The organism is Lutibacter sp. HS1-25, assembly GCF_004121075.1.
Classification (GTDB): domain Bacteria; phylum Bacteroidota; class Bacteroidia; order Flavobacteriales; family Flavobacteriaceae; genus Lutibacter.
Genome location: NZ_RHLN01000135.1, coordinates 39,968 through 64,455, shown reverse-complemented (window position 1 = coordinate 64,455; position 24,488 = coordinate 39,968). Strand labels below are relative to the sequence as shown.

Sequence of the window (24,488 nt, the reverse complement as noted above, 5' to 3'; positions counted from 1 at the left end):
TACACACCCCTAACCCCTCTCAAGAGGGGAATATTATAGTTGAATACTGGCTTTTGGCTATTAGCTTTTGACTTTCAACTTTAGACTTTCAGGCTTGAATGTCAATCTGTTTGTTGTTTAGTTTAAAGGACGTTTAAAAACCGTCCTATGGGATTTTTCGTTATAAAATATCAAATTCTTTAGCGTTGGCTGGAGCAGCGTCCAAATAGCGCAGCGGTCTGGGCGTGATGGTTAAAAGGATTTGATAATTTTATAGAAAAATAACATCAGACTAGATTTTTGGTTCTTTTCATCAATGGAAAAGAACATGAAAATTAATTGTAAATATAAAATTTGTAGTTCAAAAGTTGCTTTTTAGTAATTATAGCAACAGATCCCCGCATACGCGAGGATGACGGTTCAAAGAATACTGTTACTAATTAATAATGAATAATGAATAATTAATAATGAAAAAGGAATGATTATTACCAGATACTGAATTGATCTATTGAAAAATTGACTCCCTTTAGGGTTGGGGAAAAGTAATTTTTCGGTATCAACTGTAGTTAAATAATGAAGAAGGAATAATAAATAATTATTAATTAATACTGACTTAAAACTGAAAACTGTTACTTAAAACTGAGTACTAGATACCTACTTTTGACTTAATTCCATTTATAACTTGTCATTCCGACGAAGGAGGAACCATATCCAATGCTCAATTTTATGTGATTTCTCATTGCAATCGAAATGACAAAACATGCTTTTTAGTATTTATACTAACAGATCCCCGCATTCGCGAGGATGACGGTTCAAAGAATACTGTTACTAATTAATAATGAATAATGAATAATTAATAATGAAGAAGGAATAATGAATACTGACTTAAAACCTAAAACTTAGAACTTAGAACTGCTACTGAAAACTGACTTTTGACTTTTGACTTTCAACTTTAGACTTTATAACTTAGAACTGCTACTGAAAACTGACTTTTGGCTTTTGACTTTCAACTTTAGACTTTTGACTTTCGGCTTTCAACTTATAACTTATAACTTATAACTTAAAACTGAGTACTAATTACTTCCCTTTTTTCTCGCGTTTTGCGGCTTTTTTTTCTTTGGCAGTTTTAGCTGGTTCTTTTTTTACATTCTTTTTTGCGTCTTGACTCTTTGCCATAATATGGTTGTTTTTAATTAGTAGTTTTGTTTTTTTACACTATTGTAAATGTACTTAATTGTTTTGTACATTTTAATAAGTTATATCATAATATTTTGAATGGTTAAAACCAATTTAAAGTAACGTATATTTGCGGCTTTATTTAGTTATATGAATCATACACTGCTTTCGTCTCCCTTGCAAGGGTTTACTGATTATAAATTTCGCAATGCTTTTCAAAAATATTTTGGGGGTATTGATACTTTTTATGCTCCATACATTAAATTAAATGGCAAACTGGAAATTAAAAAATCGTATGAACGTGATTTATTGCCTGAAAACAATACTAGCCTCGAGTTAATTCCGCAGATTATTACCAATGATGCTGATGAATTTTTGTTTGTGGCTAAATTTGTTCAGGAATTGGGTTATAAAGAACTGAACTGGAATTTGGGTTGTCCCTACCCTATGGTTACCAAACGTGGTATGGGGTCTGGACTTATTTGTGATTTTGCAAAAATTGAACAAATTTTACAAAAAGTGTACGATAAATCGGATATTACAGTATCTATGAAAATGCGTATGGGTTATGAAAATAGCAACGAAATTTTAGCAACCTTGCCCATATTAGCGCAATTTCCGTTAAAAAACATTGCCATACACGCGCGTATTGGCAAACAATTGTACAAAGGTGGCGTAGATTTAGATGCTTTTGAGCGCTGTATAGAAAATACAAATCATAAATTGTACTACAATGGTGATATTACATCGGTTGCTGTGTTTGATAAAATGCAACAAAGATTTCCAAGCATAGACCATTGGTTGATTGGAAGAGGCTTGATTGCTGATCCGTTTTTACCTAGTATGATCAAAAACAATACCCAGCACTACCCTGCCAATAAGATTGAAATTTTTAAAGATTTTCATCAAACTATTTTTGAACAGTACGAAGCTTCACTTTCGGGAGCGCATCATATTTTGTTAAAAATGACCAGTTTTTGGGAGTATTTTGCTACCCATTTTACAGATCCGCACAAAACATTTAAAAAAATTAAAAAATCGAAAAGCTTAAAAGCCTATCACCTGGCTGTACAAGAAATTTTAAATGATGAAAAGAGACGATAAGTTGTTTTAGCACAAAAACAATCTTTCAATTTTAACCAATATAACAAAATTTTAACTAAACATGTTAAAATAGCACATAAGAATTTGACAGGTAAAACCTATTTTTGCCCTGAAACATAAATACATACAAACATGAATCACGAATATAGCAAATGGCATCATCCGTACAAACCAGCAAAAAAGTTCGATAAAAAGGTCGCTTACTTTAGTATGGAATTTGGAATACACCAGGCTTTGAAAATTTATTCAGGTGGATTAGGATTTTTAGCTGGATCTCATATGCGCTCTGCTTTTGAATTGAAGCAAAATATGATTGGTATTGGAATGCTTTGGAAATATGGTTATTACGACCAGGCAAGAAATGAAGACCAAACGTTGCGTACAGATTTTATTGAAAAAAGTCATACTTATTTAGAAGATACAGGCATTCTTGTTGAAGTACCATTACACGACAATCCGAGTGTTAAAGTAAAAGCATATGTTTTAAAACCTGAAATATTTGGTTGTGTACCAATGTATTTACTTTCTACTGATATTGAAGAAAATGACCACATTTCTAGAACAATTACCAACCATTTATACGACTCTAACGAGTTAACACGTATTTCTCAAAGTATTATTTTAGGAATTGGTGGTGCTAAAGTTGTTGAAGCTTTGGGTGGTGCAGATATTTATCATTTAAATGAAGGACATGCATTGCCTGCTTTTTACTATTTAAGAGACAAAGGTGTTAAAAAAGATCAAATGGTTTTTACAACTCATACACCTGAAAAAGCTGGAAATGAAGAAAGAGATGGCCGTTTGTTAAATCGTTGTGGATTTTTTGGCAGAAAATTAGCTGAAGATGAATTGCGTAAAGAAATGGTGAACGATGGTATGATTAGCTATACTGTTTCGGCCTTAAGAATGGCAAAAAAATCAAATGCTGTTTCTAAACTACACGCTGTTGTATCTAACGATATGTGGAATGGTTATGAAGGAATTTCAGAAATTATTCCTATTACCAATGCACAAAATCAGACTTTTTGGCAAGATGAAGAAATTAAAGCTGCTTGGGAAAAGAAAAATGCCAAAGCATTTAAGTCTAGAAAATCGGAATTAAAATCGGATTTATTTAAAGTTGTTTTAGATCAAACCGAAAAAATATTTGATCCTAATGTAATTACCATAGTTTGGGCAAGACGTTTTGCTGGTTATAAAAGAGCTGATATGCTTTTATATGATTTACAACGTTTTGAAAAACTGATTTCAAATACAAAATATCCAGTTCAAATTATTTGGGCAGGTAAACCATATCCTTTAGATTATTATGCAATTGATGTTTTTAATCATTTGGTTAATTTTTCTAAAAATTCTAAAAACTTAGCTGTTTTAATTGGTTATGAAATGGATTTGTCTAAAAAACTAAAAATGGGATCTGATATTTGGTTAAATACACCAAGAATTACCAGAGAAGCTTCAGGAACAAGTGGTATGACAGCTGCTATGAATGGTTCTGTAAATGTTTCTATTAATGATGGTTGGATTCCTGAATTTCAGAAAAATGGCGAAAACTGTTTTGTTTTACCTGCATTAGACCACACCTTACCTGTTTGGGAACAAGATGATAAAGATTGTGCCAATTTGTTTGATATTTTAGAAAACGAAGTATTGCCAACTTATTACGACAAGCCTAAAAAATGGCAAGAAATTGTATTTAATGGTATTGATGATGTGCTTCCTGCTTTTTCTAGTCATAGAATGGCTGAGCAGTATTACAAAGAATTGTATTAAGCTTTAATTGAGATATATACAAAAGCCCCTTTTAAAATTTTGAAAGGGGCTTTTATTTTTTAAAAGGTTAGGGATAGCAGCGGCATCCTTTTTTACTATGCAACGCAGTGGAATTGTAAAAAAGATATAGCGTATAGCCCGACCCGCAGGGGAACCTCCAAATGATTATTGAAATGTATTGCAAAAAAAAGACCGCCTTTACAGACAGTCTTTTTAGTTACTTAATTTATTTTTTAGTTTAACAACTCGAAAGATTGTTTTGCAATTTCAACTTCTTCATCAGTTGGAATTACCAAGACTTTTACTTTTGAATTGGCTGATTGAATTTCTCTCAATTCTTTTGAACGAAGATCGTTTTTATCTTTATTTAGTTCGATACCCATAAAATCCATATCTGTACAAACCAAACCTCTAAGAACTTCTGAATTTTCGCCAACACCTGCAGTAAATACAATCGCATCCAATCCGTTTAAAATAGCTGCGTAATTACCAATGTATTGTTTAATTCTGTAAGCACTCATACTTAAAGCCTCTTGACATTTTATGTCGCCTTTAGCTGCTTCAGATTCAATATCTCTGTAATCAGACATACCACCTGTTAAACCGTGCATACCACTTTCCTTTTGTAACAAGTTGTTAACCTGATCTAAAGTATAGCCTAAGTTATTTACCAAATGAAATACAATTGATTGGTCTATATCTCCACATCTGCTACCCATAATTAAACCTGTAACAGGTCCAAAACCTAATGATGTATTGATACTTTTACCATCTTTTACGGCTGTAATACTACAACCACCACCAATGTGAATGGTAATGATGTTTTTACTGTTTTCTTTACCTAAATAAGCGATAGCCTGTTCTGAAACATATTTGTGGCTTGTACCGTGAAAACCATATCTACGGATGTTATTTTCTTCCAAAAATTTGTTAGGAATGGCGTATTTATAAGCTTCAACAGGCATTGTTTGATGAAATGCGGTATCGAAAACTGCGATTTGTTTTGCGTCTGGAAAAATAGTTTCGGCAACAACAATGCCTTCGTAATTAGCAGGATTGTGTTGAGGAGCCAAAGAAAACAATTGTTTGATTTTATCTTTAACTTTCTCGTCGATAACTACTGTGTTAGAAAAAGTACTACCACCGTGCACAACTCTGTGCCCAACAGCATCAATTTCAGAAGTTGATTTGATAACACCTACTTTTTCATCCAATAAAAATTCAACTACGTGCTCTAATCCTTCTTTATGATTTGTAATTCTACAAACCCTATCAACTTTGATGTCTTTTGATTTGTAGTGAATTTCTGGATTTGATAAGCCAATTCTTTCTACCAAACCTGAACAGATAACCTCTTCAGATGGCATATTAAACAATTGGTATTTGATTGATGAACTACCCGAATTTAATACTAAAATTTTCATTATTTACCTTGTGCTTGTATTGCTGTTAATATTACTGTGTTAAATATATCGTCTATAGTACAACCCCTACTTAAGTCGTTAACCGGTTTGTTAAGACCTTGTAACATTGGTCCAATTGCCAAAGCACCAGTTTCACGTTGTACAGCTTTGTAAGTGTTGTTACCAGTATTTAAGTCGGGGAAAATTAAAATATTAGCCTGACCAGCCACTTCTGAATCTGGCATTTTCTTTTTACCAACAGATGGATCAACCGCAGCATCGTATTGAATAGGTCCTTCAATTTTTAAATCAGGACGTTTTTCTTTTACAATTTCAGTAGCTCTTCTTACAATATCCACATCGGCTCCTTTTCCTGATGAACCTGATGAGTAAGAAAGCATTGCAATTTTAGGTTCCATACCAAAATTGATACCTGAATCTGCTGAAGAAATGGCGATTTCAGCCAATTGTTCAGAATTTGGATTAGGATTGATAGCACAATCGCCAAAAACAGACACACGATCTTCTAAACACATAAAGAAAATAGAAGAAACTACAGATACACCTGGTTTTGTTTTTACAAACTGTAAAGCTGGTAAAATGGTGTGTTGTGTAGTGTGAGCAGCTCCAGAAACCATACCGTCTGCCAATCCTTTGTGAACCATCATAGTTCCAAAATAAGAAACATCGCCCATTAAATCTTCGGCTGAAGTTAAGGTCATTCCTTTGTTTTTTCTTATTTCGTATAAAGTTTCAGCAAAATCGTTGAAATATTCAGATTTAACAGGGTCTATGATATTTAATTTTTTAATATCTACATCCAACCCTAAACGAATGATAGCAGCTGCAATTTTAGTAGCATCGCCTAAAACTGTTAAATCAACAATATCAGCCTGAATCAATCTGGCTGCTGCCTCTAGTATTCTATCGTCTGAACCTTCAGGCAAAACAATGTGTTTGCGTTCAGATCTTGCACGTTTTACAATATTATACTGAAACATTCTAGGTGTAATACCTGTATTTTTGAAAGTTACCAGTTTTTTAGTTAACGCATCAATATCAATGTATTTTTCGAAAGTAATTAATGAGGTGTCTATTTTTGCTTTGTTGTCTGCATACATATGAGAGCGAACAGAACCAATTTTATTTGCAGTTGAAAAAGTGCCATCTTCAACAGATAAAATTGGAACAACCTGAGACAAACCTTCAATTAATTTTACAATACTATCTTCAGGTAAAAGTCCGCCTGTTAAAACAATACCAGATACTTTTGGATAGTTAGATGAAATGTTGGCTTGTAGTGCCCCTAAAATAATATCGGCTCTATCACCTGGAGTAATTACCAAACTATCTTCCTTTAAATGCGTTAAATAGTTTCTTAATTGCATAGCACCTACAGAAAAACTATCCGTTTGGTTGTTGATATGTTCTTTACCAAATAAAACTTTTGCGCCAATAACTTCAGCAATTTCTTTTACTGAAGGATTTTTTAGCGAGTTGATCATTGGAATGATACCTACATATACATCAGCAGGTAAATTGGCTTTTAAATCTTCTTTGGCAATTGAAATGTTGTGTTCTTGAATTTTATTACCAATAACGGCTAAAACTTCAACTTCTCTTTCTTTAAAAGCATCATAAACAATTTGCAATCCACCTGTAAATTCGTCTAAAGTTTTACCTACACCGCTTGATACAATAACAACAGGAATTCCTAAATTTTTAGCAATTTCAACATTGTAATTTAATTCGATAGCGCTTCCTTCACCAGAGAAATCACTTCCTTCAACCAATACAAAATCATTTTTTTCTTCTAAGGCTTTGTATTTGTCTATAATAACATCAAACATTTCACCTTCTTTACCTTTGTTTCTTTTACTAAGATATTTCTTATTTGTAAAAGCATAGCATTCTTCTGGCTTAATGTCTAACTGAAAATGAGAAATAATGGTGTTGATATGGTTATCTTGTTCACCTTCTTCCAGGTCTTTGATTATAGGTCTAAAATATCCTACTTTGGCAGTTTTGCCTAACAGCATACGCATCAAACCCAAAGCAACGATAGATTTACCACTATCGGCTTCGCTTGTTGCAATATAAATTGCTTTGTTCATTTTTTTATAAATTTTTTTGCAAATATAAACCAAACAGGTAGGTTAATTTTTAAATCTGACTAAAAATTTAGTGATTTTTGTCACGTTTTTCGAAAAAAATTGAATATTATCTTCCTAAAACGCTGATCTTATAAATAATCCATATTGAAATTGAAAATAGGATTCATTTATTTAAGTTGAAAAAGCCTAAGATTTTTTAAATTTATTAACTATTTTTTGAAGAAAAGTGCTGTTTTGATTCTCGTGATATCCGTTTGCATATTTTCCGTAACCATATCCGTAACCATAACCGTATCCATAACCATACCTAGTTTTGATTTTGAAATCGTTTAAGACCACACTGATATTTGAAACTTCATTTTTCTTGTATTTTTCGTGTATCATTTTAAGCATTCCTTTTTCAGAATAATTTTGACGTACCACATAAATAGAAGCATTTACATATTTTAACAAATCTAAAGGATCACTAACCAATCCTAATGGTGGTGTATCTAAAATAATGTAATCGTATTTTTCTTTTAAAGTAGCGATTAAAAAATCGGTTTCATTACTTATTAACAATTCAGATGGATTTGGAGGCACTGGACCAGAAGTAATGATGTCTAAATTTTCGATGTGTGTTTTTTGGATAATATTTTCAACCGTTGTTTCGCCTATTAAATAATTTACCACACCTATTTTATTTGTGAGTCCAAAATCGTCAAATATTTTTGGTTTTCTTAAATCCAAGCCTACTAAAACCGTTTTTTTACCACTCAATGCAAAAACAGTTGCCAAGTTGATAGAAATAAAAGTTTTTCCTTCGCCACTTACCGACGAGGTTACCAATATTGTTTTAGAATTGTCTTTAATACTTCTGTTGAATAAAAACTGGACATTTGAACGCAAGGCTCTAAACGATTCAGCAACGGTAGATTTGGGATTGTTAAAAACCGCCAAATTGTTTTCAGAAGTACTATTTCCTACAACGCCTAAAATTGGAATTGGAGAAATACGCTCAATATCTTCAACAGCGTGTATTTTGGTATCTAAAATTTCTAAAATAACAATTACAAAAAGCGGTAAAATAAGTCCTAAAAGTAAGGCTATCATATAATTAAACTGCACTCTTGGCAGTATAAAACCTTGACCCGTATCTTTTGCCGAGTCTAAAACGGTAATGTCAGACACGGTAGCTGCTATTGCTATTTCAGCTTCATAACGTTTTTGCATTAAAAACACAAAATTTGACTCGGTTAACGAGTACTTACGTTGGTAGTTTAATAATTTTTGCTCTTTATTAGGCAATTTAGCCAATTCGTAATTGTAATTGTTTAATCTTCTTTCGCTGTTATTTAAAGTAACCTGTGTTGCTTGTTTTAATGATGAAAGGTTTTCTAACAATACCGTTCGGGCAGTTTCAATTTCATCATTAATTAATTTTATTGAAGGGTGACTTGTAGTTACTTTATTTGATAATTTTTCTTTTTCAATAGACAAACGGGTTAACTCGCCCACCATTTTTGAAATAGATCCATCTTCAATATTGATAATTGCAGGTGCTGGTATTTTAGAATAATCGGAATTAGACTGAATGTAGTCTTCTAAGTTTTCAAAATAAGCAATTCTATCCGTAAGTTGTTTTTGCATTTGATCCAAACCTGTAGTTTGAGAAAAAATTACACCACCTTCAGCAGATAAATTATAAATGGAATTTTCTTGTTTAAATTTACTGATATGATTTTCAATTAACTTTAAACTATCTGAAGTATTTCTAAATTGTGCATCAATAAAAGCCTTGGTATTGTAAGCATAGTCTGTTTTTTGCTCCAATTCACTTGCAGCCAAAACCTCAATAGTTTTATTCAAATAATCTACAATTCTGTTTTTATTTGCACCCGACAAAGAGAGTTCAACCAGTGAAGTTCCTGCCAAACCATTGGCTCTTACACTTTGGTAACTGCTAGCAACCTGACTAACGGTGTTTAATTGTATATAATAAGTGCTGCCTTTTGCCTGACTTAATGTATCGGTTCTAACTATTTGCGCTTTTAAAAATGGCAAATTGATGTATTCATTGACAGAAAATTCCTGATAAAAAGTTTGAGCAGGCGTTGTAAATGCAGTTGTTTTTTCGTTTTTATAATTGATTAGGTTGTAATTTACATCGGCTAGAAAATCTACCGTAAGCCCAAAACTTTCTTCATCAATAAAATCAATTTTAATTAAAGTGTTTAGCAATTGAAACTGATTAGGCTGTAACTCAATTTTAAAAGGTGTTTTACCGTAAACATCTTCTTTTCTAAACCTTCCATCTTTTAAATAGTTGATATAAAATGCCAGTTCTCTTACAACTGTTTCGTTGTGAGAACGAGATGTCAATGCTTTTCTAATAGATTCAACTTTATCACTAACACCACCCCAGTTAAATGCAATATTTGTACCTGTTGAAAATAGTGGATTTTGTTTTTCTTTAACCGCAATGGTAGCAGTTAAACCATATTGTTTTAGCGCAGATAAGTTATAATAATAAGCAATACCCAAAGCTATTAAAACGGTTAAAACAAACCATTTCCAGTTTGCCAGTATGCGCAATAAATAGTCCTTTATATCAGAAACATGCTCTTTTGAATTTTCAATAAATTTGAATTGATTATCCATATTTTTTTATAATGATTTAACCAATAAGTAAGTTGTAACGCCCAAAGTAAAAACAGAAATAATGGTAGTAAAGGTTTGCAAACCTGTAGTACCTACCCCCCAAGTTTTTTGTTTTAAAGGAGCTACATAAATAATATCGTTGGGTTGTATGTAGTAATTATCAGATTCAAACACATCCATTTCTAACAGGTTTACCCTATATTTTTTTACACCATCCAGTGTTTTTCTAATAATTACAACATTTGCTCTGTCTCCATATACTGTAAAATCTCCTGCACTTGCAATGGCATCAACAATGGTAACTTCATTTTGCGATAGGTTAACCGTTCCTGGTGATCCAATTTCACCCGTAATAACAAAATTAATACCCGCTAATTTAACCGTAACAAAAACCGAATCTACATTTTTTAAATACTTTGTCAATTCCGATTCAATTTTTTCGCGTACTTCTTTGGTGGTATAACCCAATACATTTAAATCACCTATGTACGGAATTCTAATATTACCGTGATTATCTACCGAATACCCTGTGTAATAAAGTTGTCCACCACTGGCCGAAGTTGAATTGCTAGATTGGCTGTTTTTAAAAAGTGCAACTATTTCAGGATTTTCAGCTTTGATATCTATGTATAAAATATCATTAACCTGTAAGCGATATGGCTCATTGTTTAGTTTATACAATTCGGATTTACTTGCTGGTTCACCTTGAAAATAGGTCAATTTTTTTGATGAAATACACGACGATAAGAAAATAAATATAAATAGGTATAAAAATAAATTCTTCATAAATAACAATGAGGTAAGCGCAAATATAATTTTTAATGGTGTATTAAAATAATTTTTCTATTATTTTCGCCGTAAATATAACCTTATGTGGTTTAAAATAAAATCATATTTTCACTTTTTAATAAAATCCACCAATCAACATGGGGTGCACTCCCCTTTTGTGTATCATTTAGTAACCAATTGTTTTTACAAAAAAACAAATACAAGCCACCTAAAAATATTTAAAAAAGTTAAAAACTGGCTACATTTAAACAAAACAACAATAACAGTTTCAGATTTTGGCAAAGGTTCTAAGGTGTTTAAAAGCAATCAACGAAAAGTAGCTGAAATAGCAAAAATAGCAGGTATCTCAAACAAAAAAGCGTTTTTATTAATGCGAATTTGCACCTATTTTAATTTTGAAAACATATTAGAAATTGGTACTTCTGTTGGTCTTGGCACTGCAGCCATAAGCATTGGCAACAACACAGCTAAAATAACAACACTTGAAGGTTGTAAAAATACAGCAGCAGTTGCTCAAAAAGTATTTGAGCAATTTAATTTTAACAATATAAAATGTATTGTGGGCAATTTTGATAATACACTGCCTTTAATTACAAAAAACAAGCAATTAGATTTGGTTTATTTTGATGGCAATCATCAAAAAGAACCTACATTAAATTATTTTAATGAATGTTTAAAAGCGGCTCATAACAATACCGTTTTTATTTTTGATGATATTAACTGGACAAAGGAAATGCAGGAAACTTGGGAAATAATTAAAAACCACCCCAAAGTATCGGTTACCATTGATACCTATTTTTGGGGATTTGTATTTTTTAGAAAAGAACAAAAAAAAGAACATTTTACCATTAGAATTTAGGATTAAATTGAATTCGGTTTTTTATAGCTCCTAAATTTTTAAACTTTGTATCTTTGCGACTTTGATAAAAGACACTTAAATTTTTACTATGAAAATATATACCAAAACAGGTGACAAAGGACAAACTTCTTTATTTGGCGGTACAAGAGTTCCAAAATACAATATTAGAATAGAAGCTTACGGAACTACAGACGAGCTAAACGCTTATATTGGCTTACTTAGAGATCAGGATATAAACAACCATATAAAAGAAATACTACTTAAAATTCAGCACGATTTATTTACACTGGGTGCCATGTTGGCAACACCTCCAGAAAAGGAATTGTTAAAAAGTGGCAAAGAGCGTTTGAAAATTGAAAAAATTAATGAAGCAAAAATTGAATTGCTAGAAAATGAAATAGATGCAATGAATGAAGAATTACCTCCTATGACTCATTTTGTTTTACCTGGCGGAAATCCAATTGTGTCATATTGTCATATTGCACGTTGTATTTGTAGAAGAGCAGAACGTATTACCACCCAATTGAGTGATGAAAGTACTGTAAACCCACAAATTTTAATGTATTTAAACAGACTCTCAGATTATTTATTTGTATTGGCACGAAAATTGACATATGATACTAAATCTTTGGAAATTAAGTGGATTCCAGAGAAAGAAAACTAAGTTCTTTTATATTTTAGAAAAAAATCAAAAACTTCTTGTTTTTGTGCTTAAAAAAATTATTTTTGCAGAAACATTAAAATAACCAGATTATGTATTGGACATTAGAATTAGCGTCGTATTTAGCAGATGCGCCTTGGCCAGCGACAAAAGATGAATTAATTGATTATGCAATTAGAACTGGAGCTCCTTTAGAGGTTGTTGAAAACCTTCAAGAAATTGAGGATGCTGAAGAAAATTTCGACTCAATTCTTGAAATTTGGCCAGACTATCCATCTGAAGAAGATTATCTTTGGAATGAAGATGAATACTAACAAAAATTAAAATTTTAAAGTCTCTAATGAGGCTTTTTTTTTGCTTTTAAAACTTTAAAAAAAATATAGAATTTAAACTATTTACGTTAAATTCGCACACATTAATAACGCACCTTATTACACAACAATTCGTGTAATTTAGATTTATATAAAAAACCATGAGTATCCTAAATTCTATCCTTAAAGCATTTGTAGGTGACAAATATAAACAAGATTTAAAATTACTTCAACCTATTGTAAAAGAAGTAAAAGCTTTTGAAAGCGAAATATCTGCCCTAACAAATGACCAATTACGTGAAAAAACAGCCTATTTTAAACAAAAAATACAAGAGGCAACACACCCATTTACTTCTCAAATTAAAATTCTAAAAGAGGAAGCCGCAGCTGCCAACATTGATAGAAAAGAAGAAATATATACAGAAATTGATCAATTAGAGCAAAATTCATATGAAGCTTCTGAAATTGTTCTGAAAAAAATTATGGCTGAAGCTTTTGCAGTTATTAAAGAAACTGCAAAACGTTTTACCGAAAACAAATCAGTAACCGTTACTGCAACTGCATTTGACAGAGAACTTTCTTCAAGAAAAAGCCATATTACTTTAGATGGCGAAAAAGCCATATGGGCAAATTCTTGGGATGCACAAGGAAAAGAAGTTACCTGGGATATGATACATTACGATGTACAGTTAATTGGTGGAGCTGTTTTACACAGTGGTAAAATTGCCGAAATGATGACTGGAGAAGGTAAAACCCTGGTTTCAACTTTGCCTGTTTATTTAAATGCATTAACAGGAAATGGGGTTCACGTTGTAACAGTAAACGATTATTTGGCTAAACGTGATGCTGCCTGGATGGCTCCTATGTTTGAATTTCACGGCTTAAGTGTTGATTGTATTGACCACCACCAACCAAATTCTGACGCAAGAAGAAAAGCATACAACTCAGATATTACTTACGGTACAAATAACGAATTTGGTTTTGATTATTTACGTGATAATATGGCACACTCGCCAAACGAATTGGTACAAAGACCTCATAATTACGCAATTGTAGATGAGGTGGATTCTGTGTTGGTTGATGATGCGCGTACACCGTTAATTATTTCAGGTGCTACTGCAAATGCTGACCGTCACGAATTTAACGAACTAAAACCAATGGTAGACAAAATTGTTTCTACGCAACGTAATTTACTTACAGGTGTTTTAGCTGAAGCCAAAAAATTAATTAGTGAAGGAGACACCAAAGAAGGTGGTTTTTTATTGTATCGTGTATACAGAGGTTTGCCAAAAAGCAAAGCATTGATAAAATATTTAAGTCAGGAAGGTATCAAGCAATTGTTACAAAAAACTGAAAATTATTATATGCAAGATAACAATCGTGAAATGCCAAAGATTGATGAAGCTTTGTATTTTGTGATTGATGAAAAAAACAATTCTATTGAATTAACAGACAAAGGAATTACGTTTTTATCGGGTGATGGTGGTGATGAAAACTTCTTTATTTTACCAGATTTAAGTACAGGTCTGGCTCAAATTGAAAAAGAAAATTTAAGTACCGAAGAAACAACGGTAAAAAAAGAATCATTGTATGAAGATTTTAGCATAAAAAGCGAAAGAATTCACACAATGAATCAACTTTTAAAAGCATACACTTTATTTGAAAAGGATATTGAGTATGTAATTATGGATGATAAAATTAAAATTGTTGATGAGCAAACAGGCCGTATTATGGAAGGCCGTCGTTACTCAGACGGTTTACATCAGGCCATTGAAGCAAAAGAAAATGTAAAAATTGAAGCAGCTACACAAACATATGCTACGGTAACATTGCAAAATTACTTTAGAATGTACCGCAAACTTTCGGGTATGACAGGTACTGCCATTACTGAAGCTGGTGAATTTTGGGATATTTATAAATTAGATGTTGTTGAAATACCTACAAATGTACCATTGGTACGTAAAGATCGTGAAGATTTGGTATTTAAAACCAAACGCGAAAAATACAATGCGGTTATAGACGAAATTGAAAAATTAGTAAAACAAGGTCGCCCTGTATTGGTGGGTACAACTTCTGTTGAAATTTCAGAATTGTTAGGAAGAATGCTTTCAATCAGAAAAATCAATCACAATGTATTAAATGCCAAATTACATAAAAAAGAAGCTGATATTGTTGCACAAGCAGGTCAACCAGGTGTTGTAACCATTGCAACAAATATGGCTGGTCGTGGTACAGATATTAAATTAACTGAAGCTGTAAAAGCTGCAGGAGGTTTGGCAATTATTGGTACAGAGCGTCATGATTCTCGACGCGTTGACCGTCAGTTACGTGGTCGTGCTGGTCGTCAGGGAGATCCTGGTTCTTCTCAATTTTATGTTTCGTTAGAAGACAATTTAATGCGTTTATTTGGTTCAGAACGTATTGCAAAAATGATGGATAGAATGGGATTGGAAGAAGGCGAAGTTATTCAGCATTCTATGATTACCAAATCTATTGAAAGAGCCCAACGCAAAGTTGAAGAAAATAACTTTGGTGTTCGTAAACGTTTATTAGAATATGATGATGTGATGAACTCTCAACGTGAGGTTGTTTATAAACGTCGTCGTCATGCATTGTACGGAGATCGTTTACAGGTTGATATTGTAAATATGATTTTTGACACTTGCCTTTCTCTTGTTCGTGAAAACAAACCTTCAAATGATTTTCAAAATTTCGAATTCGAATTGATTCGTTTTTCATCAACAAGTTCACCTTTTACTGAAGAAGAATTCAAATCTAAAACAGAACAGGAAATTACAGATGGATTGTTTGATGTAGTTTATAAACATTACAAAGAAAAATTAGAGCGCAGTGCCAAAGCTGCATACCCTGTTATTAAAGATGTTTATGAAACGCAAGGCGACAAATACGAACGAATTGTTGTGCCTTTTACCGATGGAACAAAAGAATTAAAAGTTGTTACCAATTTAAAAGAAGCTTACGAAAGTGAGGGTAAAGTATTGGTTACAGATTTTGAGAAAAACATAACTTTGGCCATTATTGATGATACTTGGAAAGACCATTTACGTCAAATGGATGAATTAAAACAATCGGTTCAAAATGCAACTTATGAGCAAAAAGATCCGTTGTTGATTTACAAATTTGAATCTTTTGAGTTATTTAACAGTATGTTAGATAAGGTAAATAAAGAAGTTTTATCTTTCTTATTTAAAGGAAAATTACCATCACAAGATGCAAATCAGGTTTCACAAGCACGTGAGCAAAAACGCGAGAAAGTTCAGTTGAGCAAAGCAGAATTTAATAGTCCAACGCAACAAGCACAAACCAATCAAACACAACAACCTCAAGTAGTTGAAACCATTGTACGCAATGAACGTAAAATTGGTAGAAATGAACACGTTACACTTAAAAATGTAATGACTGGCGAAAATAAATCAATGAAATTTAAACAAGCTATTCCTATGTTACAAAAAGGTGACTGGGTACTTGTTGAAGAATAAATAATAATAACGATATGAAAATACTTGCAATTGGAAAAAACTATGTAGCCAATAAAGATGAAATTAGTGGCTTAAAAAATGGACAACAAATTATCTTTTCTAAACCTGAGTCTAGTTTGGTAAAAGACAATAAAGATGTTGTTTATCCATCATTCACCAAAGAATTAATTTACGAAGCTGAGTTGGTGTTGAAAATTGGTAAAACTGGCAAAGAAATTTCTGAAGCTGATGCGCCATCTTATATTTCTGAAATAGGAATTGGGATAGATTATACTGCTAAAGATGTATTTAATGCAATTAGAGAGTTTAAAGGACCTTGGGATTTAGCAAAAGGTTTTGATGGTGCTGCACCAATTTCTTCATTTAAACCAGTATCAAATTTTGCCGATTTAGACAATATTAATTTTGATTTGGTTATCAATGGTGAACAAAAACAAGTTGGAAACACCAGTTTAATGATTTATAATTTTGCTGAAATTATTGCTTATGTTTCTAAATTTATGACACTTGAGCCAGGTGATTTGATTTTTACAGGAACACCAGCAAGTGGCACAGGTCCTATATTTAAAGGTGACCATTTACAAGTATCTATTGAAAATGAATTGTTGTTAGATTTTAAAATGATCTAAAATACCATATCAAACAAAAAAAACCAGCTAAATTTAGCTGGTTTTTTTTTAAATTTCTTTTTTCCTGTCGTACGGAATGCTTTTTAAAATATGCTTAATAGCAGCAACACGTGCGTATGTTTTTTTATTGGCTCTAATTATTCTCCAAGGCATACCGCCTTGTTTGGTATTTTCAAACATTTTGCTTTTATAGGCTGTATAAATATCCCATAATTCTTGTGCTTTCCCATCAACATCTGTCATTTTCCATTGTTTCAACGGGTTGTCTTTGATATCTTCAAAACGTTTTGCCTGTTCTTTTTTTGAAATAGACATATAGATTTTAACCAGTCGTATTCCTGAAGCAGCAATCATACGTTCAAAATCATTTACCTGATCCATAAATATTTCATACTGAGCAGGCGTACAAAAACCATTTACAGGTTCAACTACTGCCCTATTGTACCAGCTTCTGTCAAAAAAAACAATTTCACCCGCTTTTGGAAACTGAATTACATACCGTTGAAAATACCATTGGGTTTTTTCATCTTCAGAAGGTTTTGGTAAGGCAACAATTCTTAAATGACGAGGATTCATTCTTTCAGTAATACGTCTAATAGCCCCACCTTTACCTGCGGCATCTCTTCCTTCAAAAATTACAATAATGCGCTCACCTTCATCAATTGCCCAAGACTGCAAACGAATTAATTCGACTTGTAATTTTTTTAATTTTTTTTCATAATCAACAAATCTAATGGCCTTTTCTAAATTATAAGGTTCTTTACACAATATTGCTTTAAGACCTTTATAAGTGTTAAGTAGATTAACATCCTTTTGATTTAAAATAAATTTTTCTTCCATAGCTAGTCTAATTGTCTTGATGAACGGTAATATCTCATTATAATGTTAGGATCGGGTAAAATATCGGTCAGAGCTTCATCTTTACCATCGTAATTAAACTGAGATAAAACATAGCGAATACTTTCTAATCTTGCTAATTTTTTATCATTTGCTTTAACTATAATCCACGGGCTGTAACTTGTGTGAGTTTTACTAAACATTTGTTCTTTATAATGTGTGTAAACATCCCACAATTCTTGTCCTTTTTTATCTACAGGACTAAATTTCCATCTTTTTAAAGGTGTAGACAATCTGGCATTAAAACGCGTCAATTGTTCTTCTTTTGATATTGAAAACCACAATTTAATAATAACAGCACCATCTTCATAAAGCATATGCTCAAATTCAGACACCTGTACCATAAAATTTTGATATTGAGGTTCTGTACAAAATCCCATAACAGGCTCTACAACAGCCCTATTATACCAACTTCTGTCAAAAAATACAATTTCACCAGTATTTGGTAATTCTTTAATATACCTTCTAAAATACCACTGCCCACGCTCTATTTCTGTAGGTTTTGTTAAAGCTACAACGCGCATAGCTCGTGGATTTAAATGTTCTGTAAATCTTCTTATATTTCCTCCTTTTCCGGCAGCATCACGACCTTCAAAAATAACAACTACACGCTTTTTGTGTTTAACAACCCATCTTTGCAACTTCACCAGTTCTATTTGTAACTTTTGCAATTCGCTTTCATAAAACATTGCGTTACTAAGTTTTTCTAGTGGTATGTTTTTTTGTTTTAAGACTTTTAAAAGTTCTTGATTAGAATTTATTTTCTCAAATTCTTCTTTTGTTATTTTTTGAGTTTGATCCATATTATCAATCTTTTTCAATAGTTATACATTCTGTAGGATTGTTTGAAATTTGTAATTTCGCATCGGATGGAGAAATATAAGGAATTCCCAATCCTAATCCTCGCAAAATAAACAATAATCCTATAATTACAATAAAAACAGGTATTGCTTTTTGAATTTTTGCTCTAATTGATAAATTTATAAAATTTCCCAACAAAACAGCTGCAGTCATCATTGGAACAGTTCCCAAACCAAAAAGTGTCATATAAAAGGCACCTTGAATGGCATTTCCTGTTGAAATTGAGCCAATTAAAGCCATATAAACCAAACCACAAGGTAAAAATCCGTTAAAAAAACCTATTAAAAACAAGGCTTTATTTGATTTTTTGGTTAAATAAGAACCTAATTTTTGTTTTACCTTTCCAATAATTTTGTACAAAGGTTTAGAAAAATTGAATTTGTTAAAAGTACTGGCAGGAATTAGTACCAAAGCAATCATAATAGCACCCATTAAAATGGATAAACGCTGCTGAAAACCTGCTAAATAAAGACCTTTACCTATAAATCCAAATAGCAAACCAATTATTGAATAACTCAATAAACGTGCGAAATGATATAAAAATATTTGAAAAAATGCAACTGATTTGGAACTTCTATTTACTGGAATCACAAATGCGATTGGTCCACACATACCAATACAATGAAAACTTCCGGCCAATCCTAGCACAAATGCCGTCCATAGCATATTAATAAATTATTTTTTCTTTATAGAGATAAGCAGTATTATTAACAAACCAATCAATTTTAACATCCCACCTACCTTTTACCAAATTGGCATCTTTTATCAATAAAGTGTTTGAACTTAATTCAATAGGCAGTGTAAAATCTATTTTGTTATTTGACAGTCTTTGAAATGAAATAGTTCCTGTAATTATTTTTGGATCAAATTCTGAAGGAAAAGTAATAACAATGCCTTCAGACGTATTTTGAATAGAAATATTTTCTTTTAAGGCAGCTCCTTCATTTTGCTTGTCTATCTCTTGCTGATAGTTTAACTCATCTTTATAATAATTTTCAGAAACCAAATGGTGGTCATATTCAGGTAAAAAAGTTACCTTATAAACAAATGAAAGTATAAAAATTACAAAAGATGCAATTGCAATAATAATACCTGTTGGCCAACTTATTTTAAATTTCATGGTATATTTTTTTAACTTCTTTTAGTAAAAACTTATTTTATAATAATAGGTCCTGAAAAATTAGTTTTGGTTTTATCTATTAGTTTACCTCCTGAATAAATTCCAATTTTTAAGTTTTCTTTTGACGAATTTAAATCTTTTTTATCTATTTCAATAAATAAAGTTCCTTCTTTCAAACCTTGCTTCGGAATATTTAAATGTCCGCCAACCATATCAACAGTTCCTTTGTGTGAAATTAATTCAATAGAAACATCATTGATGTCCTCTGTAGTTTTGTTGATCAGCTTTACAGTATACACATTTTTAATAGTTGTTGCAGTAGATTGAAATGTTTGCCCTGGTAATCTTAATACAGTTGCTTCTACATCGTTTCTTAAAAACAGCATTGTAATTAAAACGCCAACCAATATGGTTAAAATTACTGAATAGGCAATTAAACGTGCGTTGAACTTGAATTTTTCTTTTTTCTCAATATCATCTTCAGAAGCATAACGAATCAAACCTTGTTCAAAACCAGATTTATCCATAATTTCATTACAAGCATCGATACAAGCGGTACAATTGATACATTCTAATTGAGTTCCGTTTCTAATATCTATTCCTGTAGGACAAACTTGCACACACTGTTTACAGTCTATACAATCACCATGACCAAGTTCATCTCTATTTTCTTCTTTTCTTAATTTTTTTCTTCCATTTTCACCTTCTCCTCTAACAAAATCGTAAGCTACATTGATGGATTTATTGTCTAACAAAACACCTTGTAAGCGTCCGTACGGACAAACAATAATACAAACCTGTTCTCTAAACCACGCAAAAACAAAATAAAACACAGCTGTAAACGCCAATAATTTTACAAGCATCCCAATATTTGCTGAAGGACCTTCGTTTATATATCCTAAAACTTCATCGGATCCTATAATATAAGCCAAAAACACATTAGAGATTAGAAAAGAAATTAAAAAAAACACAAACCATTTTAGCAGTCTTTTTCTAATTTTTTCAGCATTCCAAGATTGTTTTTCAAGTTTCATTTGTTTAGACCTGTCGCCTTCAATTAAATATTCTACTTTTCTGAAAACCATTTCCATAAAAATAGTTTGCGGACAAATCCATCCACAAAAAATACGACCAAAAACAACCGTAAATAAAATAACAAAAACAACACTTACCAATAGTGAAATGACCAGTAAATGAAAATCTTGAGGCCAAAATGGAAAACCAAATATGTGAAATTTACGTTCAATAACATTGAACAGTAAAAACTGATTTCCCTTAATTTTAATAAAAGGAGCTGAAAGCAGAAAAGCCAACAAACCCCAACTTACAAGGGTTCTATAGTTGTATAATTTTCCTTTTGGCTTTTTTGGATAAATAAATTTTCTTTTTCCTGATGCATCTATTGTTGCAATAGAATCTCTAAAACGTTCGTTTTCTTGTTTCTCCATAAGTTTATAAAAAAAAACTGTTTTTTAATTTTTTTGGCTTCTGTAAATTTACAGTTAATTACTTAACTTGATTCAACAAAAGTTACAAAAAAAATCAAAAAACAGTTTCATTATTGTGATTAAAAAAGGCAAAATTAATTTTTGCCTTTTTTAAATATTTACTCTTGAACTGTCGTTTATTCAACAGCAGCTTCTTCAGTAACTTCTGGCCAAATAATATCTCCTTCTGCAGCTTTTGGATTTGCAGGAGTTGTACCTTGCATAGAAATAATATAACTTGCTAATTGAATTCTTTCGTCTCTACTAATCGTACTTTCCCAAGCAATCATACCTTTACCCGGTCTACCTCCTTTAGAAATTGTATTGAAAATATTTTTAACACCACCACCCAATATCCAAGTGTTATCTGTTAAGTTTGGACCAATACTTCCACCTAAATCAGCTAAATGACAAGCAAAACAAGTTTTTTCAGTAAACAAAGCTTTTCCTTTTGCAATACTTGCTTCATCAGTAAGTGCAACAATATTAGAATCGTCAAATAACTGAGGATTTGCAGCCTTATAAGCTTCAACTTCGGCCTTTCCTTCAGCTACAGCAATTGAATATTCATTTGCTTGATTGTAATCGTCTGGGTTTGTCAACACCTGAAAAACATAAAATGCACTAATGGCAATGGTAATATAAAAACCATACAACCACCAAGGCGGCAATACATTATCAAGCTCTTTTATACCATCATAATCGTGGTCAAGTAATATATCTTCTTCTGTTCCTAAATCGTGAGCCTTCGTCATAGATTTCATAAATCTTTTCCAGCCCGATATCTTTTCTGAATTTTTATTCATGGTTAATTTCTTTAATATTAGTATCGTTATCTAAAGGTAACTGACTTACTTCATCTATACTTTTTTTTGGTAATTTGAAAACAAAAATGATCATTGTAACAAAAACTGTAAAAAATAACAACAATGAAATAATTGGGTAAATTTCTACCCCATCAATACCGTCGAAATTATGTTTTATAAATTTTAACATGGCTATTATTTTTGAGCTGTATTACCCGCTTTAATATCTGTACCCAAGCGTTGTAAATAAGCAATTAAAGCAACAATTTCTTTATTTTGAATGTTACTTGAACCGTAATTTGTTACAAACTCAGGATCTTGACCTAAATTAGCTACAATTCCTTTTGCTTGCTTCATTAATTGCTCTTTAGCACCTGCAATATCTTCAGCAGTATAAGGAACACCTAATTTTACCATTCCTTCCATTTTGTTTTGAATATCAGATGCATTCAAATCATTTTTAATCAACCAAGAATAACGAGGCATAATAGAACCAGGAGATGTTGAACGTGGATCAGACATATGGTTAAAATGCCAGTTGTCATTGTATTTTCCACCAACTCTGTGAACATCTGGACCTGTTCTACGAGATCCCCATAGGAATGGGAAATCATATACATATTCTCCTGCTTTTGAATATTCACCATAACGCTCAACTTCTGAACGGAACGGACGAATCATTTGCGAGTGACAGTTGTTACAACCTTCACGAATATAAATATCTCTACCCTCTAACTCTAAAGGAGTGTATGGTTTGATACTTGTGATTGTAGGTACATTAGATTTTACCAAAAACAATGGTACAATTTCTACCAAAGTACCAATTAAGATGGCAACAGCTGTTAATATAGAAAACAAAACAACTTTACGTTCTAACCAAGTATGAAAACCTTCACCAGCAATACGTTTACCACTAATTTTTTTCAATGGTGCAGCTTCTGCCAATTCATCTTCAACAGGAGAACCAGCTTTAGCCGTTTTAATAACGTTGATAGCCAATAAAACAAAACCTGTTAAGTACAATGTACCTCCAATAGCACGCATTGCGTACATAGGAATAACTTGTGTTACAGTTTCTAGGAAGTTACCGTAAACCAATGTACCATCAGGATTGAATTGTTTCCACATAAATGCTTGTGTAAACCCTGCAACATATAATGGAATAGCATAAAATAAGATACCTAAAGTTCCCAACCAAAAATGTGTATTTGCCAGTTTTCTTGAATACAATGGCGTTTTCCAAAGTTTTTCAGCCAACCAGTAAACAATACCAGCAATCATAAATCCGTTCCAAGCCAAAGCTCCAATATGAACGTGACCTACAATCCAGTCTGTATAGTGCCCAATTGCATTTAAGTTTTTAAATGACAACATAGGACCTTCAAAAGTTGCCATACCATAACCAGTAATTGCAACTACAAAGAATTTTAACACTGGATTTTCGCGCACTTTATCCCAAGCACCACGAAGTGTTAACAATCCGTTGATCATACCACCCCAAGAAGGGAATATCAACATTACAGAAAATACGGTTCCTAAAGTTTGAGCCCACTCAGGTAAAGCTGTATATAATAAATGGTGAGGACCCGCCCAGATATACAAGAAAATCAAAGTCCAGAAGTGAATGATAGACAATCTGTATGAATATACAGGTCTGTTTGCTACTTTAGGAATAAAATAATACATTAAACCCAATACAGGTGTGGTTAAGAAAAATGCCACCGCATTGTGACCATACCACCATTGTACCAAGGCATCTTGCACACCAGAGTAAATAGAATAACTTTTGAAAGCCGTAATAGGCATTTCTAAATTGTTAAATATATAAAGAACAGCAATGGTTATTAAAGTTGCAATGTAAAACCAAATAGCAACATAAATATGACGTTGTCTTCTTTTTAAAATAGTACCAATAAGGTTAATTCCAAAAACAACCCAAATTAAAACAACCATAATATCTATAGGCCACTCTAATTCTGCATATTCTTTTGATGAAGTAAAACCTAAAGGCAAGGTAATAGCTGCAGCTACAATAATAGCTTGCCATCCCCAAAAATGAATTCTACTTAAAACGTCGCTAAACATTCTTGCTTTTAACAGTCTTTGGGTAGAATAATAAATTCCAAGGAAAATTCCGTTACCAACAAAAGCAAAAATAACGGCATTTGTGTGTAAAGGTCTTAAACGACCAAAACTTAACCACGAAATGGCATTGTCTGCTCCTGCAAATTCTAATAATCCTGGGAAAACAAAAAGTAGCGCTACCAATAGCCCTACTAACATTCCTACAACTCCCCATAGAATTGTAGCCCAAAGAAACATTTTTACGATTTTATTATCATAATAAAACTGTTCTTTTTCCATACTTGTTTTGATTAA

Annotated in this window: 19 protein-coding genes; 7 read left to right on the top strand and 12 right to left on the bottom strand. The window is 32.1% G+C overall.

Annotated features, from left to right (window positions below; translation table 11 throughout):
• The first annotated feature begins 1,305 nt into the window (after window positions 1-1,305).
• Window positions 1,306-2,259 carry a tRNA-dihydrouridine synthase gene (locus tag EC396_RS13175; protein WP_129366938.1) on the top strand — a complete coding sequence of 318 codons (954 nt, stop codon included), beginning with the start codon at window positions 1,306-1,308 and terminating at the stop codon, window positions 2,257-2,259.
• A gap of 132 nt (window positions 2,260-2,391) precedes the next feature.
• Window positions 2,392-4,032, top strand: coding sequence for an alpha-glucan family phosphorylase (glgP, locus tag EC396_RS13170; protein ID WP_129367064.1), 1,641 nt, complete (start codon window positions 2,392-2,394; stop codon window positions 4,030-4,032).
• Window positions 4,033-4,265: 233 nt separating this feature from the next.
• On the opposite strand, the gene EC396_RS13165 is transcribed toward glgP, so the two are convergent.
• The 4 genes from EC396_RS13165 to EC396_RS13150 form a co-directional block, all read right to left on the bottom strand.
• A complete protein-coding gene (locus EC396_RS13165; RefSeq protein ID WP_129367063.1) occupies window positions 4,266-5,456 on the bottom strand; it encodes an acetate/propionate family kinase in 1,191 nt (396 codons plus the stop codon).
• Window positions 5,456-7,549, bottom strand: a complete 2,094-nt coding sequence (gene pta, locus EC396_RS13160; protein WP_129367062.1) for a phosphate acetyltransferase — start codon at window positions 7,547-7,549, stop codon at window positions 5,456-5,458. The genes EC396_RS13165 and pta overlap by 1 nt, the downstream gene beginning before the upstream one ends.
• A 186-nt stretch (window positions 7,550-7,735) precedes the next feature.
• Entirely contained in the window at window positions 7,736-10,189 is a 2,454-nt protein-coding gene (locus EC396_RS13155; RefSeq protein WP_129367061.1) for an exopolysaccharide transport family protein, read from the bottom strand.
• 6 nt (window positions 10,190-10,195) lie between these two features.
• The gene (locus tag EC396_RS13150) at window positions 10,196-10,975 is read right to left on the bottom strand and encodes a polysaccharide biosynthesis/export family protein (protein WP_129367060.1); all 780 of its coding nucleotides are present in this window, start codon (window positions 10,973-10,975) and stop codon (window positions 10,196-10,198) included.
• A gap of 85 nt (window positions 10,976-11,060) precedes the next feature.
• On the opposite strand from EC396_RS13150, the gene EC396_RS13145 reads away from it, so the two are divergent.
• The 5 genes from EC396_RS13145 to EC396_RS13125 all read left to right on the top strand — a co-directional run bounded on the left by EC396_RS13145 (window position 11,061) and on the right by EC396_RS13125 (window position 16,938).
• The gene (locus EC396_RS13145; RefSeq protein ID WP_129367059.1) at window positions 11,061-11,837 is read left to right on the top strand and encodes an O-methyltransferase; all 777 of its coding nucleotides are present in this window, start codon (window positions 11,061-11,063) and stop codon (window positions 11,835-11,837) included.
• Window positions 11,838-11,925: 88 nt separating this feature from the next.
• Window positions 11,926-12,501, top strand: a complete 576-nt coding sequence (locus EC396_RS13140; protein ID WP_129367058.1) for a cob(I)yrinic acid a,c-diamide adenosyltransferase — start codon at window positions 11,926-11,928, stop codon at window positions 12,499-12,501.
• Between the two features lie 89 nt (window positions 12,502-12,590).
• Entirely contained in the window at window positions 12,591-12,812 is a 222-nt protein-coding gene (locus tag EC396_RS13135) for a DUF2795 domain-containing protein (RefSeq protein WP_129367057.1), read from the top strand.
• A 158-nt stretch (window positions 12,813-12,970) separates the two neighbouring features.
• Window positions 12,971-16,309 (top strand): preprotein translocase subunit SecA, encoded by a 3,339-nt coding sequence (gene secA, locus EC396_RS13130; RefSeq protein WP_129367056.1) that lies wholly within the window; start codon window positions 12,971-12,973, stop codon window positions 16,307-16,309.
• A gap of 14 nt (window positions 16,310-16,323) precedes the next feature.
• The gene (locus tag EC396_RS13125; RefSeq protein ID WP_129367055.1) at window positions 16,324-16,938 is read left to right on the top strand and encodes a fumarylacetoacetate hydrolase family protein; all 615 of its coding nucleotides are present in this window, start codon (window positions 16,324-16,326) and stop codon (window positions 16,936-16,938) included.
• 48 nt (window positions 16,939-16,986) lie between these two features.
• On the opposite strand, the gene ppk2 (EC396_RS13120) is transcribed toward EC396_RS13125, so the two are convergent.
• The 8 genes from ppk2 (EC396_RS13120) to ccoN all read right to left on the bottom strand — a co-directional run bounded on the left by ppk2 (EC396_RS13120) (window position 16,987) and on the right by ccoN (window position 24,473).
• Window positions 16,987-17,778, bottom strand: a complete 792-nt coding sequence (ppk2, locus tag EC396_RS13120; protein WP_129367054.1) for a polyphosphate kinase 2 — start codon at window positions 17,776-17,778, stop codon at window positions 16,987-16,989.
• Between the two features lie 2 nt (window positions 17,779-17,780).
• Entirely contained in the window at window positions 17,781-18,638 is an 858-nt protein-coding gene (gene ppk2 / locus EC396_RS13115) for a polyphosphate kinase 2 (RefSeq protein ID WP_129367053.1), read from the bottom strand.
• Window positions 18,639-18,642: 4 nt separating this feature from the next.
• Window positions 18,643-19,362: a sulfite exporter TauE/SafE family protein gene (locus tag EC396_RS13110; protein ID WP_129367052.1), complete on the bottom strand. Its 720-nt coding sequence runs from the start codon at window positions 19,360-19,362 to the stop codon at window positions 18,643-18,645.
• Between the two features lies 1 nt (window position 19,363).
• On the bottom strand, window positions 19,364-19,816 hold the full coding sequence (locus EC396_RS13105) for a FixH family protein (RefSeq protein WP_129367051.1): 453 nt from the start codon (window positions 19,814-19,816) through the stop codon (window positions 19,364-19,366).
• 32 nt (window positions 19,817-19,848) lie between these two features.
• Window positions 19,849-21,264 (bottom strand): cytochrome c oxidase accessory protein CcoG, encoded by a 1,416-nt coding sequence (gene ccoG / locus EC396_RS13100; RefSeq protein WP_129367050.1) that lies wholly within the window; start codon window positions 21,262-21,264, stop codon window positions 19,849-19,851.
• A 176-nt stretch (window positions 21,265-21,440) separates the two neighbouring features.
• Window positions 21,441-22,109: a cbb3-type cytochrome c oxidase N-terminal domain-containing protein gene (locus EC396_RS13095; protein WP_129367049.1), complete on the bottom strand. Its 669-nt coding sequence runs from the start codon at window positions 22,107-22,109 to the stop codon at window positions 21,441-21,443.
• The gene (locus EC396_RS13090) at window positions 22,102-22,299 is read right to left on the bottom strand and encodes a CcoQ/FixQ family Cbb3-type cytochrome c oxidase assembly chaperone (protein WP_129367048.1); all 198 of its coding nucleotides are present in this window, start codon (window positions 22,297-22,299) and stop codon (window positions 22,102-22,104) included. Before EC396_RS13090 ends, EC396_RS13095 begins: the two co-directional genes overlap by 8 nt.
• 5 nt (window positions 22,300-22,304) lie before the next feature.
• A complete protein-coding gene (ccoN, locus tag EC396_RS13085; protein WP_129367047.1) occupies window positions 22,305-24,473 on the bottom strand; it encodes a cytochrome-c oxidase, cbb3-type subunit I in 2,169 nt (722 codons plus the stop codon).
• Between the last annotated feature and the right edge of the window lie 15 nt (window positions 24,474-24,488).